Below are 13,950 nucleotides of genomic sequence, written 5' to 3' on the forward strand. Positions count from 1 at the left end.
TCGGGGCCAGCATCCCCCGCAAGGCCGGGGCAATGCTGTTCCGCAACCGACCGTTCGGGGGCGCGATCAGGCCGCCGAAAGCGCCGAGACGATGGCCCCGAAATCGGCGGCCTTCAGGCTGGCCCCGCCGACAAGCGCGCCATCCACATGGGGAATGGCGAAGATTTCGGTCGCGTTCGAGGGCTTGACCGAGCCGCCGTAAAGCAGGCGCACGCCCGCAGCCTCGGCCCCCAGACGCGCGGTCAGGCGGGCGCGGAGGAAGGCATGGACCTCGGCGATCTGATCGAGGGTGGGGGTGCGGCCCGTGCCGATGGCCCAGACGGGTTCGTAGGCGACGACGAGGGTGGCCGCGGTCGATCCGTCGGGGACCGAGGCGTGAAGCTGCGTGCCGATCACGTCGAGCGTGGCACCGGCGTCGCGTTCGGCCTCGGTCTCGCCGATGCAGACCACGGGGATCAGGCCCGCGCCCTGTGCGGCGATGGCCTTGGCCTGCACCAGCGCATCGGTTTCACCGTGGTCGGTGCGGCGTTCGGAATGGCCCACGATCACATAGGCGGCGCCCGCATCCTTTAGCATCGCGGCCGAGATGTCGCCCGTATGCGCGCCCGAGGTCTTGACGTGGCAATCCTGCCCGCCGACCTGAAGCGGCGTGCCCTTGGCGGTGGCCACCATTGCGGCAACCAGCGTGGCGGGCGGGCAAAGCAGCATTTCGCAGGCGGGGGCCGGATGGGCCTGTAGCAGGGCCGCGACCTCGGACAGGCTGGCTGCCGTGCCGTTCATCTTCCAGTTGCCTGCCGCGAGCTTTTTCATAATCGACTCCGTTAAATCCCTGCGAAAGGGTTAGAGGCTGCACACAAAAAGGGAAAGCCCGCGTCGACAGCGCCACGCCGAAAAAATCCTCAGGCGGCGGGCTGGTCCTTGAACTTGATCGACTCGCCGCAGCCGCAGGCCTCGGCCACGTTGGGGTTGTTGAACTTGAAGGTGGATTCAAGCAGCGACGTCTCGTAGTCGATCTCGGTCCCGAAAAGGAACATTTGCGCCATCGGGGCGATCATCACCCGTGCGCCGTCCTGTTCGATCACCTCGTCCATCGGGTTGACGTCGGCCACGTAATCCATCGTGTATTCCATGCCCGCGCAGCCGCCCTTTTTCACGCCGATGCGCAGGCCGGCGCTGTGCTGCATGTCCATCAGCCGCCTGATCTGCCGCACGGCGGCGGGGGTGAGGGTGACGGCCTGTTTTCCGGGAATGCCGAACATCTGGAAGGCTCCTTGGTCCTTGGCCTTTAACTTAGGGCGTAAAGTCAGGAATTCCAAGCGGTGCCAGATGCGCAAGCAGCGCCAAAGTGGCGAAAGCCGTCACAAGCGCCCATGCAAAGGAGGCGAGCGTGCCGATGATGACATATTCGGACAGCTTCGCCTCTTCGCGCACGGTGCCGAAACGCAGCACGGATTTGGCGGCGATGAGAAAGCCGATGCCTTCGGCCATGCCGCCCAGCACCATCAGGAAGATCAGCCCGCGTTCGAGATGGCCGATGGCCCGCCCGCCGCCGGGCAGACCGTCGAGCGCGATCTGGTCGGCCCAGGGCTGCATGAGCTGGCCGATGGCAAAGCCCCCCGCGCGGATGGCGATGATCGCGCCCGCAAGCAGGGCATAAAGCGGCGGAAGGGCTGTCATCCCCGACCACAGGCCCCCCGCCCAGATCGCGGGGGCGGTGGCGGCGATGGCGGCAAGGGTGGCCAGATGCAGGGCCTGATCGGCAAGGAAGGTGGCAAAGCGGGCAGGCAGCCGCGCCTTGGCGTAATCGGTCGCCATGTGCAGGACGGTCAGCACCAGCAGGGCAGGATGCAGGCTGCCGCTGGCCAGAAGGGCTGTCGCCAGCACCACGCCGCCGTGGGCTGCCAGCATGACGGGGCGGCGCTTGGCGGCGGCCATCGCGGCGGGTTGCAGCAGGAAATCTGCCAGAGCATGCGCGAAAAGCAGCGCGGCGAGGGTTTCAAACATCAAATGCACTTTCGAAAGCAAACAGGGCCGGACGCCACGCCGACCAGCCTGCCCCCGAAAGCCGCGCTTGCCAAGCCTGACGTGTGACGCCCAGGCGCGATGCAGCCTGTGATTGCGTCATATCCGGCGCAGTCAGGGCCAGCGCCATCGCCTCGGCCTGTTCGCGCGACCAGCGGGCGCTGTGCCATTCGCCAAGGGCCACCAGCGCCTCGTGCCAGGGGGCGATCTGTCCCGCGATGGCCCAGACGCGCCCCCGCGCCATATGGTCGAGCGCGCGGCCCGAGGCGGTGAAAGCGGCGCCTGCCGCATCGGAAAGGTCGCGGGTTCCGGTCTGGTCGATGGCGCCGATGCCGATGGCGATGCGGGTTTCCAGCCGGGCATCGCCCGCCCTGAGCCGCGCCGCCACCAGCAGGGCCGCGCGCAGGGCAAGGGGGGCAGGCGTCACGCATTGCCAGCCATCGCCGCGAAACCGCGTGAGGCGTGGTGCTACGGGGGAAAGGCGGGCCAGATCTGCGGCCACATCGCCAAGCAGCCCCATCGCCGCCGCCAGACGGTCTGGCGCTTGGGTCGAGGCGATGATGTCTCCGGTCAGGACGGCGAAATGCTTCATGACGGCATCTTGCCACCATGTCGGGCTTTATGCAAGTCTATGGGCTTGCATTTGCGTCTTGCAAGTTAAAAGGCTTGCACATGGGTTGCGCAAGCCACGGCGTCACATGAAGCCAAGCTCCAGCCGCGCCTCGTCCGACATCATCTCCATGCCCCAGGGCGGATCGAAGGTCATCTGCACGTTGACCGATTTCACCCCTGCCACGGGTTCGACCGCATCGGCCACCCAACCGGGCATCTCGCCCGCCACGGGACAGCCCGGCGCGGTCAGGGTCATCATGATGTCGACATCGTTCTCGGTTCCGATCTGGATGGTGTAGACCAGACCGAGGTCGAAGATATTCACGGGGATTTCAGGGTCATAGACCGTGCGACAGGCTTCGACCACGCTGTCGTAAAGCGGATGCTCGGTGGTCGAAGGCTCGATCAGGGGGGCGCCCTCGATCTTTTCAGCTTGGGTCATGGCATGTCCGTAGGTGAGGCCAAAAGCGGGCCAATCGGTTGTTGACTGAATATATAGGGAATTGCGTCCCGAGGTCCAGCCTTTGCCGTTCCTTTACTGCGGCTGCCATGCCCGCGCGTCTTTGCCGCGTTCCAGAAGGTAGAAGCCGTCTGCCGCCAGCTTTTGCCACGGGCCCTCGCTGCCGTCGGGCCACAGGACGCGGGCTTCGGTTTCCGTGGCCTCGCCAAGTCCGAAATGCCACCAGCCAAGCTGCCCGCCCGCATGTCCGCCGCCGATGGTGAGTTCGCGCCGCAAGATCTTCCCGTCGGCGCGCTTCACCTCGATCCAGCCGCCGATGCCGCTTTGGTTCGGGGCGGGCTGGACGGGCATGAGCGACAGCCAATGCCCCATGCCGCCCGCAGCAGCCGCGCCACCCGAACCCGCGCCCGTGTTGCGCCAGATCTCGGAGGGTTCGTTGCGGTTCACCACGGCGATGTCGACCAGACCGTCGAGGTTGAAATCGGCCAGCGCCCCGCCGCGCCCCTGCCGCATGCTGGCGACGCCCGCCTTGTCGCCCGCCTCCATGAAGGTGCCGTCGGGGCGTTGCAGCAGCAGGTTGTTGGGGTCTTTCTCGGCAAAGTCCGGCATTTTCCAGACGTTGCCCTTGGCGATGAAGATGTCCCACAGACCGTCGTTGTTCACATCCTGAAATTCGGTGTGCCACGCGGTCGAGGGGCGGATGTCGCCGCCCGTGTAGGGGCGCTGCGCGATGGCCCCCTTGGCAAAGGCCACATCGGCGAATTTGGGCTTGGGCTTGCCGCCTTCGGGCACCTCGGCCAGCGTTTGCAGCTTGTTGTCGGCCATGCTGGTCAGGAAATAGTCGGGATAGCCGTCAAGGTTCACATCGGTGCTGGCAATGCCCATGCCCCAGATGCGCAGCCGCGCCCAGCCGTCCTTGTCGGTATAGAGCGCCGGAGGCTGGCCGGGGTCGACCTTCCACATCTGCTCTTGCCCCTTCTTGTAATATTCGCGGTCGTTCGACATGCGCAGCGAGGGCGTGCCGGACCGGTTCCAGTCGGTGAACAGGATCGACAGGGCGCAGAAGCCGGGTGTCAGGGGCAGGGGGGCGTCAAAGCCCTTGCCTTTGGGGCGATAGAGGTGGTTCGGGGTGCAGCTTCCCCAGGGAAAGGCCTCTTGCGTGCGGTCGATATAGGTGCCGATGGCAAGCGTGGGCCAATCGGCGCCCTTTTCCCATGTGGCGGCAAAGGCGGTGGACCACAGGTCCAGCCCGTCGAAGCCCCAGTCGGTCGCCTCGGCAAAGCGGCATTCGCCCAAGCCGCGCATCACCTTGTCGGGGCCGACGCGCAGCAGGACAAGGTCGGTCTGCCCGTCGCTGTCGATGTCGACGGGATAGGCCCCGCCGACCTGATCCAGATCCAGCCCGCTGTCGACGGGCGTGAATTTCAGCGCGCCGCCGATGGCGCTGTCGTTGCGGAAGAGCTGGCCCTTTGCGGTGCCGCCCGAAAGGTAAAGCTCGGGCTTGAGGTCGCCGTTGCAATCGAAGGCGGCCGCGCCGCCGCCGACCATGAAGGTCCATTCGCCGGTAAAGCTGTGGGTCAGGCCCGAGCTTGCGGTTTCGTCGGCATAGGCGGGGACCGCAGGGTCCTGCGCCCCTGCCGCCGCGGGCAAGAGGGCAGCGGTCAGCAGGGCGGGCAGCAGCAGGGCGGGGGTAAGGCGAAGTGCCGTCATTTCCCCATCCTCAGGTCGATGACATGGGTGGCGATGCAGCGGCCCTGTTCCAGCCCGCGGTCGATGGCGGCGCGGAAATGGATGCCGCCATAAAGCCGCGACAGCGCGGCCTCGGTAGCGGCCGCGTCGAAATTGGCGAAGTGGCGGGCTTCCATCCCCTCGTCCTCGTGGGCGGCATCGTCAAAGGCGCGGTCGGTGCCGAACATCGCGTTCAATACCGCCGCCGCCGCCCCCGACTGGGTGGAATGGCCCGAGGGATATTCGGGGAAAGGCGGGGTGATCAGAAGCGTCTCCCATTTGGGGTCGATCACGCGGCGGATATAGGTCACGGGGCGCAGCAGGTCGTATTCGTATTTCGTCTGCCAGCAGCCGATGAAGGCATCGGCCGTCACCATGCCCAGCCGGGCCAGAACCTCGGCCATGCGGGGGGCGTCGGCCTTGTCCTCTTCGAGCAGTTGCAGGGCGAGATACATCCAGTGTCCGGGCGGGGTCCATGTCAGCATCGGGTCGTCCGACCAGAAGCGGGCGATCAGCTTTTGCTCGTCGGTAAGCGATTTCGAGACATCATAGACCTCTTTCGCCTCTTTGTAGAAATCCGAGGCCGGGTCTTCGGAATATGCGGGCGGGGGGGGCAGGTCGCAGGTGGCGCCGTCCTTCATTGCAAAGGGGCGGACCTTGCCCCAGTCGGGCAGAAGCGGGGCCTGCTGCTGAACGATCAGGCTGGTGGGCACCCATTTTTCCGGCCCCTTCGGCGCGTCATAGGCATAGGGAAAGCCCATGTTCTCGATCTTGGCGCCGCCGTCGGTTTCAGACCAGGCGATGATATGGGCCGCCACCGCCTGACCATAGGCGCGGCTGCGCGACAGGGTGTCGGGATCGACCCCTTCGGCCGCCTGCGCGCCGAGTTGTTTTGCCATCGCGGCCTTGGCGCGCTGGCCGGTCGGGCCAGTGTTGAAGAAGAAATACTCGACCGAGGCGGTGAGGGCTGCTTCCATCACGGCGCCCTCGTCATAGGCAGCCGCTTCGCGGGGGGGCAGCGGGGTCAGGCCGTTCACCTGTCCGGCAAGGCTGGTCAGGCCGGGGGTGCCCGAGGCGGTCGCCTCATAGGCCGTGACGCCAAGGTAGCCCATCGTTCGGGCGGCGACGGGGGGCGAATAGGTCGGCGTATGGCGGATCAGTTCGAGGATCAGCTTGTACCAGTTGGCCATGACATAGGCCGGATCGCTGGCGGCCTGCGCCGGCGCGGCCAGAGGCAGGGTTGCAAGCGCCAGAACGGCGGCGAACCTGCTGAAAAAACGTGCAAACCCCATCATCCGGCCCTCCCAAGCGCGAAAGCGAAGGAACCACGCCGCCGCGGGGCGTGGCAAGGGGGATTCCGCGGGGGAGCTTGCGCGCAAGGAAAAGGCCCGGACCTTGCGGGCCGGGCCTTGGAAACTGTCGGGGATCAGAAGGGGATCTCGTCGTCCATGTCGTTGGCACGGCCGCCGCCGCCGCCTGCGGCCCCGCCGCCATAACCGCCACCGCCGCCACCGCGCGCGGCCGGGGCACCGCCCGATGCGCCACCGCCGTAAGAGCCGCCGCCGCCCTGATAATCGTCATAGCCGCGGTCGTCGCCACCGCCCGCACCGCCGCCGCCGCCTTCGCCACGGCCACCAAGAAGCGTCAACTCGCCCCGATACTGGCGCAGGACGACTTCGGTCGTGTAGCGGTCGGCGCCCGACTGGTCCTGCCATTTGCGGGTTTCGAGCTGCCCTTCGATATAGACGGTCGAGCCTTTGCGCAGATATTGCTCGGCGATCTTGGCAAGGGCTTCGTTGAAGATGGCGACCGAATGCCATTCGGTGCGCTCCTTGCGCTCGCCCGTGGCCTTGTCGCGCCATGTCTCGCTGGTGGCGATGCGCAGGTTCACGACCTTGCCGCCATTGGGGAAACTGCGCACTTCCGGGTCGCGCCCCAGATTGCCGACGATGATGACCTTGTTGACCGAACCTGCCATTCGTACCTCTCCCGAATCTTTTCCGTGACGGAACCCTATCCGCCGCTTGGTTAACAAAACGCTATAGCGGCACGACCGGCCTGCCGCAATCAGCCGCTGCGGCTTTGCGCCCCGTTGCGGCGAGGGGGCTGGTCAAAACGCCTCAATTCGGGAATAGTCTGGCGCAAAATCGGCGTCAGGGACGGGAATGGTGTATCAACTTGGCGGAAGATGGCTTTTGGCCAGCAGCTTTGCCCTGCTGGCAGGGGCAGCCCATGCCGAGGGCCTGACCTTTGGCGGCAGCACCTCGCGCTCGGATGTCTTCGCCTCGCAGACGCGCCTGATGGACAGGAAGCTGTCAAAGCAATATTCCGCCTCGGTCCGGCTGAAGCCCGATTACAGCGGGGTTCTGGCCGATGGCCCCTTGCCCGCCTATCGCGGCAGCTACAAAGGCGAATTCCTCGAAGCCGCCAAGGAGGCCGCGCGCGCGCATGATGTGCCCGAAGACCTGTTCTTGCGGCTGGTGCAGCAGGAAAGCGGCTGGAACCCGGGTGCCGTGTCGCCCAAGGGGGCAACGGGTCTGGCGCAACTGATGCCGGAAACCGCCGATCTGCTGGGCGTGGACATCAACGACCCGCAGGAAAACCTGCGCGGCGGGGCGCGTTACCTGCGGATGATGTATGACAAGTTCGGCAGCTGGCGTCTGGCGCTGGCCGCCTATAACGCAGGCCCGAAAGCGGTCGAGTCGGCGGGCGGCGTGCCGGAATTCGACGAGACGCAGAATTACGTCAAGGCGATCCTCGGCTGACCACGGGCGCGAAAGGGCACTTTCCGACGCGGGGAATGCATCGGAAAACGCGGCTGATTTCGCCTATTCGGCCGCCATCTTGATCACCGGCTCCATGTTCGCCAGCACATCGTCGGGCAGGTGGCATTTGATCTGGTGCTGGCCCTCAAGCATCCGCACCGGCGGCATGACCGTCTCGCACAGGTTCCCCGCGACCTTGCCCTTCCAGCGGCAGCGGGTCTGGAACGGGCAGCCGGGCGGCGGGTTCATGGCCGAGGGAATGTCACCCTCGAGCACGATGCGCTGCTTGATGACGCGGGTGTCGGCAATCGGAACGGCAGAGAGCAGCGCCTCGGTATAGGGGTGGTAGGGCGGCTGGAACACCTGATCGGTGGTGCCCATTTCCACCACATGGCCCAGATACATCACCATCACCCGGTCCGAGAGGTAGCGCACGATCGACAGGTCATGGCTGATGAACAGAAGCGTGGTGCGGTTCTTGCGCTGGATGTCCATCAACAGGTCGGTCACCGCCGCCTGAACCGATACGTCAAGCGCCGAGACGGGTTCGTCGGCCACGACGACCTTGGCCCCGCCCGCAAAGGCCCGCGCGATGCCGACGCGCTGCTTCTGGCCGCCCGAAAGCTGGCGCGGCATCCGCTCGGCAAAGGCGCGGGGCAATTTCACGAGGTCGAGAAGTTCCAGCATCCGGTCGCTGCGTTCCTGATCGGATTTGCCGTAGTCGAAGATCTCGAGCGCGCGGATGATCTGGCGGCCCACGTTCATCGAGGGGTTCAGCGTGTCGAAGGGGTTCTGGAACACCATCTGCACCTGGCTGATCGTGTCGGTGTTGCGCTGCTGGATGGGCGTGGACTGGATGTTCTCGTCAAAGAGCATGATCTCGCCGCTGGTGGCGGTTTCCAGCCCCATCAGCACCTTGGCAAAGGTGGATTTGCCGCAGCCGGATTCGCCCACGATGGCAAGGGTTTCGCCCTCGTGCGCCTCGAAGGACAGCGTCTCGTTGGCCTTGACCACCTTTCTCGAACCGCCCCCGAAGGCGCCGGTCGAGACCGAGTAGTATTTCTTCAGGTCGTCGAGCTTGAGAACCACCTTGCCGACGGGTGTCTTCTCGAACACCTTGGCGGCTTTCAGCGGGGCGTCCCAGTCGATTTCCCCGATGCGCAGGCAGCGGCTTTCGTGGCGGTTGCTGTCGGCCACGTCGGCCATCGGGATTTCGGCCTTGTTGCAGCGGCCTTCGGCAAAGTAGTCGCAGCGCGGGCCGAAGTTGCAGCCCTGCGGGCGTTCGTGCGGCAAGGGGAAGTTGCCCGGAATGGCGACGAGCGGGCGCGAGTTCTTGTCCGCCCCCGGCAGCGGGATCGAGCGGAAGAGCGCCTGCGTATAGGGATGGCGCATCTTGTCGAAGACGTCCTTGACGTTGCCCGTCTCGACCGCCTCGCCGGAATACATCACGCACAGGCGGTTGCAGACGTCGAGGACGAGGCCGAGGTTGTGGCTGATGAACAGCATCGAGGTGCCGTATTTGTGGCCCAGATCCTTGACGAGGTCGATCACCCCCGCCTCGACCGTCACATCGAGCGCGGTGGTGGGTTCGTCGAGGATGAGAAGCGCGGGCTTCGACATCAGCGCCATCGCGATGACGATGCGTTGCTGCTGCCCGCCCGAAAGCTGGTGCGGATAGCTGCCAAGGATACGGTCGGGGTCGGGCAGGCGGACATCGGCCACGATCTGGCGGGCGAGTTTCCACGCCTCGTCGCGGGCCATGCCCTGATGGATCATCGGCACTTCGGCAAGCTGCGCGCCGATCTTCATGGCGGGGTTCAGCGAGGCCATCGGTTCCTGATAGATCATCGCGATCTCGGAGCCGCGGATGTGGCGCAGTTCCTCTTCGGTCATATGGGTCAGGTCGCGGCCCTTGAACTTGATCGAGCCGCCGACGATGCGCCCGTTCTTGCCCAGATCGCGCATCACCGCCAGCGCCACCGTGGACTTGCCGCAGCCGGATTCGCCCACCAGCCCCATCGCCTCGCCCGCCATCACGGTGCAGGAGAAATCCATCACGGCCGGAATCTCGCGCAGGCGGGTGAAGAAGCTGATCGAGAGGTTCTCGATTTCGAGGATCGGTTTCGACGGGTCCCAGTTGGTGTCAGTCATGGCAGCCTCGCGCGGGTTGATGGCGCAGGAGCGGGGGTTTCACACCCCCGCGCCCCCGTGGGATATTTGGGAAAAGAAGAAGCGGGCGGAACGGGACATGGTCAGTCCTTCATGCTTTCCTCGCGCAAGCCGTCGGCCAGCAGGTTCAGGCCGAGGACAAGGCTCATCAAAGCCAGCGCGGGAACCACGGCGGGGTGGGGCGCTATGGCGAGCAGGCGGCGGCCGTAGTTAATGGTCGACCCCCAGTCGGGGGATTCGGGTGTCACGCCGAGGCCGAAGAAGCCGAGCGTGCCGAGCAGGATCGTGGTGTAGCCGATGCGCAGGCAGAAATCGACGATCAGCGGCCCGCGGGCATTGGGCAGGATCTCCCACAGCATGATGTACCACGGCCCTTCGCCCCGGGTCTGGCCGGCAGCGACATAGTCGCGTGTCTTGATGTCCATCACCATGCCGCGCACGATGCGGAACACGCCGGGCGAGTTGACGAAGACGACCGAGACGAAGACGTTCAGCACGTTCGGGTCCATCGACCAGATGCCAAGCGGATCGGCGTTGAAGGCAAGGCCGGAATAGGCCCAGAGCCCGATCACCAGCACCGCGCCCACGTAGAGGTTGCGCTGTTTCGGATTGGTGAAGAAGCGCGAGTTGAAGAGGATGGTCAGGAACACCACCGGAAAGATGAAGAGGATGGCGGCCAGCACCGTGGGAATCCATGTCACGCGGATTTCGGGTGTGACGAGCAGGTAGAAGAGCAGGATCACCGGGAAGGCCAGAACGAGGTTCGAGCCGAAGCTGATCGACGTGTCGAGCTTGCCGCCGATGTAGCCTGCGGGCAGGCCCAGCGTGATGCCCACCATGAAGGCCACCACCGTTGCGGCGGGGGCGATCTTCAGCACCTCGCGCGCGCCCATGATCACGCGGGAGAACACGTCGCGCGCCAGATGGTCGCCGCCGAGCAGGTAGAAGGCGCCTTCGACCCCCTTTACCGGGCTGCCGGGCAGGGCGTTCTTCATGCCCGAAACCTGAACCAGCGGGTCATGGGTGATGATCATCCCCGCGTAGCAGGCGACAAAGACCCAGAACATCACCATGCCGAAGCCGATCATGCCCACGGGGCTGTCGAAGATGCGCCCGTAAAGGCCGAGGCGGCGCTTGAGCGCGAAGCTGACGGCGAAGAGTGCCGCGAGCGAGAGCCAGACCGGCACCAGCCGCAGCGCGATGGCCGCGATGATCTGGCCCCATGTCATCATGTCCTGCATCGTCATTTCCCCCTTACGCCAGCCGGATGCGCGGGTTCAGGAAGACGTAGCCGATGTCCGATATCAGCTGCGTCACCAAGACCACGAAGACCGCCACCACCGAACAGCCAAGCAGGGTGTCGATGTCGTTGTTGCCCGCAGCCTGAACCAGTGTCCAGCCGAAGCCTTTGTAATTGAACAGTGTTTCCGAAATCACCACCCCGTTCAGCAGCCAGGGGAATTGCAGCATGATCACGGTGAAGGGCGCGATCAGCGCGTTGCGCAGCGCGTGGCGCATGACGACCTGTTTGAAGGACACGCCCTTGAGCCGCGCGGTGCGGATATATTGCTGGGTCATCACCTCGGTCATGCTCGCCCGTGTCATGCGGGCGATGTAGCCGATGCCGTAAAGCGCGATCGTGGCGACCGGCAGGGCAAAGTTCCAGAAGGTGATGTCGTCCATCGCGCTGGTGGCGGTGCCCTGGAACAGGGTCTTGCCCGAGATCCAGCCCCAGTCGGCAAGGAGGGGCGAGATGCCCGCCGTGGCCGAGGCCAGCATGGCGATCAGGATCACGCCCGAGACGTATTCGGGTGTGGCCGTCGAGGCGATGGCGAAGGTCGACAGGACGCGGTCGGTGCGCGAGCCTTCGCGCATGCCCGACAGCACCCCGAGCAGCAGCGAGGTCGGCACCATCACGACCATCACCCAGAGCATCAGCCAGCCCGTGGCGCCGACCGACCGGCCCAGCACCTCGGAGACGGGTTGCTTGAACACGGTGGAATAGCCCCATTGGCCCTGCAACACGCCGCAATAGGTGGGAGCGTCCTCGGGGGCCATGCCGCTTGCGATGCAGCGCCCCCGCGTCGTGCCGTCATCTTCCAGCCGCACCCATCCCGGGGCCACGCCGATCCATTGCGCATAGCGCAAGAGGACCGGCCCGCCGTGGCCGTTCTCTTCCAGCCAGCTTGCCACGGCGTCGTCCGCCATCCGGACCGAAGCCTCGGATTTGGCAAGCTTTTCAAGGTTCGGCGGCAGGTTCGTCATGTAAAAGACGATGAAGGTCAGCGCGAGCGCCGTCAGCAGCATGACGCCAAGTCGGCGCAGGACGAAAAACAGCATGGGTCACCCTTTCCCGAAGGGGGATATGCACTTTGTGGCAGGCACTTGGGTGCGGTTTGTCAGTGAATCACGGCCAGCACCGCACCGCGGACGGGCCTGTCGGAGTGCGGCGCGCGTGAACCCGCGCGCCGCCCTTTGCATGGGCCTCAGGCTGCGGCGATCGACCACTTGTAGTGGTGATGCTCGAAGGTCGCGTGCATGTCCGCGCCCTTCACCTTGGGATCGAAGTGGCGGTAGATCGAGCGCCAGTAGGGCTGAACCATCACGCCCTGCTCTTGCATGATCTCTTCCAGACGCTGCATCACCTTGGAGCGTTCGCCCGCATCGGCGATGGACAGCGCCTTGGCCAGCGTCTCGTCGAACTCGGCGTTCGAGAAGGCGCTTTCGTTCCAGGCTTCACCCGAGCGGTAGGCCAGCGCAAGGATCTGCACGCCAAGCGGGCGCATGTTCCATTCGGTGGCCGAGAACGGGTATTTCGTCCAGTCGTTCCAGAAGGTCGAGCCCGGCAGGACCGTGCGCTTGATCTTGAGGCCCGCATCGCGGATCTGGGCGGCGACGGCGTCGCAGGTCGCGGCCTGCCAGCTGTCGTCGAGCGAGATCAGCTCGAACTCGTAATCGCCCTTGCCCGCATCCTTGACCTTTTGCGCGCCGGCGGCCGGATCAACCGTCAGCGGAGGCAGGGCGAAGTATTCGGGGTGGATCGGGCAGACATGGTGGTTTTCAGCCGGAGTGCCGAGGTTGGAATAACCCAGTTCCAGCACGACCTTGTTGTCCACGCATTGCACAAGGCCGGTGCGGACGTTCACGTCCTTGTATTCCTCGGCCATCTGGTTGAAGCGCACGGCGAGGGTGGCTGCGGTGACCGCTTCCGACTTGGTCCAGCCCAGCGCGTCGAACTGTTCGATGAAATCGCCGGTCGACTGGTAGGTGGCGTCAAGCTCGCCCGCGGCGGCGGCGTTGACTTCGGCCGAGGGATCGGTGCCGAGGTCGGTGTATTCGATGCGGTCGAGGTACGGGCCGCCATAGACAGCCGTGCCCCACCAGGTGTGGTCGGCGTTCTTGACCAGATGCGCCTTGACGCCGACTTCCACGGTTTCCGGCAGATAGGGGCCGGTGCCGGGGGTCTTGGTCGGGTCGCCGTTGTCATAGGACTTGTGGACGACCGCGGCCGGATAGTCGGCAAAGCCTGCGATCAGCGAGCAGTCGGGGGCCGACAGCACCAGCTTGACGGTCGTGGCGTCGACGACGGTGATCGCGCCGTCGCGGGCGGCTTTCTTGTCGGCGTCGATCAGGAAGGTGCAGCGACCCGCCATCGAGTTGCCTTCGACCGACTGGTCGCACCAGCGGGTGATGTTGTTGGCCACGTCATCGGCGGTGAAATCGTCGCCGTTGTTCCATTTGACGCCCGAACGCACTTTCAGCGTGTATTCGGTCGCGTCGGCATTGGCCTCCCAGGATTCGATCAACATGCCGCGGATCGAACCGTCGTTGTTGTATTCGACAAGGTATTCCAGCCAGCCGCGGGTGACGTTGGCGATCTGCGACCAGTCGGCGGTGCGCGGGTCTTTCAGGCCCTTGATCTCCATCGACATGCGCAGCGTGCCGCCTGCCGTCGGGGTGTCTTGCGCCATCGCGGGCGCGTCGAGGCCGAGCAAGCCGTAGGCGGCAACCGCCGAAACGCCCAGCGCGGTCGAGCGGGCCAGGAATTCGCGGCGCGACAGCGTGCCGGCGCGGACTTCCTCGGCGTGCATGATGGCGGCCGGATGGATCGTGGCCCCCTTGGTATCGTCTAGCATGTGGGTCTCCCTGTGTGGCAGTCGGTTTATTCTTGTTCTGGCGGTCTCGCGCTTGGGT

The 13,950-nt window shown here is 65.3% G+C and carries 13 protein-coding genes; 1 reads left to right on the forward strand and 12 read right to left on the reverse strand.

Annotation, left to right across the window (positions count from 1 at the left end):
• Nucleotides 1-66 precede the first annotated feature (66 nt).
• The 8 genes from tpiA to ssb all read right to left on the reverse strand — a co-directional run bounded on the left by tpiA (nt 67) and on the right by ssb (nt 6,800).
• Entirely contained in the window at nt 67-810 is a 744-nt protein-coding gene (gene tpiA, locus H7F16_RS07180) for a triose-phosphate isomerase (protein ID WP_185796900.1), read from the reverse strand.
• An 89-nt stretch (nt 811-899) separates the two neighbouring features.
• Nucleotides 900-1,259, reverse strand: a complete 360-nt coding sequence (locus H7F16_RS07185; protein ID WP_185796901.1) for a HesB/IscA family protein — start codon at nt 1,257-1,259, stop codon at nt 900-902.
• Between the two features lie 31 nt (nt 1,260-1,290).
• A complete protein-coding gene (locus tag H7F16_RS07190) occupies nt 1,291-2,004 on the reverse strand; it encodes a DUF3307 domain-containing protein (protein ID WP_185796902.1) in 714 nt (237 codons plus the stop codon).
• The gene (locus tag H7F16_RS07195; protein ID WP_185796903.1) at nt 1,997-2,614 is read right to left on the reverse strand and encodes a hypothetical protein; all 618 of its coding nucleotides are present in this window, start codon (nt 2,612-2,614) and stop codon (nt 1,997-1,999) included. Before H7F16_RS07195 ends, H7F16_RS07190 begins: the two co-directional genes overlap by 8 nt.
• 102 nt (nt 2,615-2,716) lie before the next feature.
• Complete coding sequence (locus H7F16_RS07200; RefSeq protein ID WP_185796904.1) at nt 2,717-3,076, reverse strand: SUF system Fe-S cluster assembly protein; 360 nt, start codon at nt 3,074-3,076, stop codon at nt 2,717-2,719.
• Between the two features lie 93 nt (nt 3,077-3,169).
• A complete protein-coding gene (locus tag H7F16_RS07205) occupies nt 3,170-4,804 on the reverse strand; it encodes a CRTAC1 family protein (protein ID WP_185796905.1) in 1,635 nt (544 codons plus the stop codon).
• Nucleotides 4,801-6,117 carry a vanadium-dependent haloperoxidase gene (locus H7F16_RS07210; protein WP_206682584.1) on the reverse strand — a complete coding sequence of 439 codons (1,317 nt, stop codon included), beginning with the start codon at nt 6,115-6,117 and terminating at the stop codon, nt 4,801-4,803. Before H7F16_RS07210 ends, H7F16_RS07205 begins: the two co-directional genes overlap by 4 nt.
• Nucleotides 6,118-6,248: 131 nt before the next feature.
• Nucleotides 6,249-6,800, reverse strand: coding sequence for a single-stranded DNA-binding protein (gene ssb, locus H7F16_RS07215; RefSeq protein WP_185796906.1), 552 nt, complete (start codon nt 6,798-6,800; stop codon nt 6,249-6,251).
• A gap of 187 nt (nt 6,801-6,987) precedes the next feature.
• Here ssb and H7F16_RS07220 point away from each other — a divergent pair, with 187 nt between their 5' ends.
• On the forward strand, nt 6,988-7,587 hold the full coding sequence (locus H7F16_RS07220) for a lytic transglycosylase domain-containing protein (RefSeq protein ID WP_185796907.1): 600 nt from the start codon (nt 6,988-6,990) through the stop codon (nt 7,585-7,587).
• Between the two features lie 63 nt (nt 7,588-7,650).
• Here the strand turns inward: H7F16_RS07220 and H7F16_RS07225 are convergent, their stop codons facing one another.
• From H7F16_RS07225 to H7F16_RS07240, 4 genes are all read right to left on the reverse strand, one after another.
• The gene (locus H7F16_RS07225; protein WP_185796908.1) at nt 7,651-9,738 is read right to left on the reverse strand and encodes a dipeptide ABC transporter ATP-binding protein; all 2,088 of its coding nucleotides are present in this window, start codon (nt 9,736-9,738) and stop codon (nt 7,651-7,653) included.
• 101 nt (nt 9,739-9,839) lie between these two features.
• The gene (locus H7F16_RS07230) at nt 9,840-11,003 is read right to left on the reverse strand and encodes an ABC transporter permease (protein ID WP_422121110.1); all 1,164 of its coding nucleotides are present in this window, start codon (nt 11,001-11,003) and stop codon (nt 9,840-9,842) included.
• Between the two features lie 7 nt (nt 11,004-11,010).
• Nucleotides 11,011-12,096: an ABC transporter permease gene (locus tag H7F16_RS07235; protein ID WP_185796909.1), complete on the reverse strand. Its 1,086-nt coding sequence runs from the start codon at nt 12,094-12,096 to the stop codon at nt 11,011-11,013.
• A gap of 146 nt (nt 12,097-12,242) precedes the next feature.
• Entirely contained in the window at nt 12,243-13,892 is a 1,650-nt protein-coding gene (locus H7F16_RS07240) for an ABC transporter substrate-binding protein (protein ID WP_241741339.1), read from the reverse strand.
• Between the last annotated feature and the right edge of the window lie 58 nt (nt 13,893-13,950).

Origin of the sequence: Paragemmobacter straminiformis, assembly GCF_014243445.1 — a bacterium.
Classification (GTDB): Bacteria; Pseudomonadota; Alphaproteobacteria; order Rhodobacterales; family Rhodobacteraceae; genus Paragemmobacter; species Paragemmobacter straminiformis.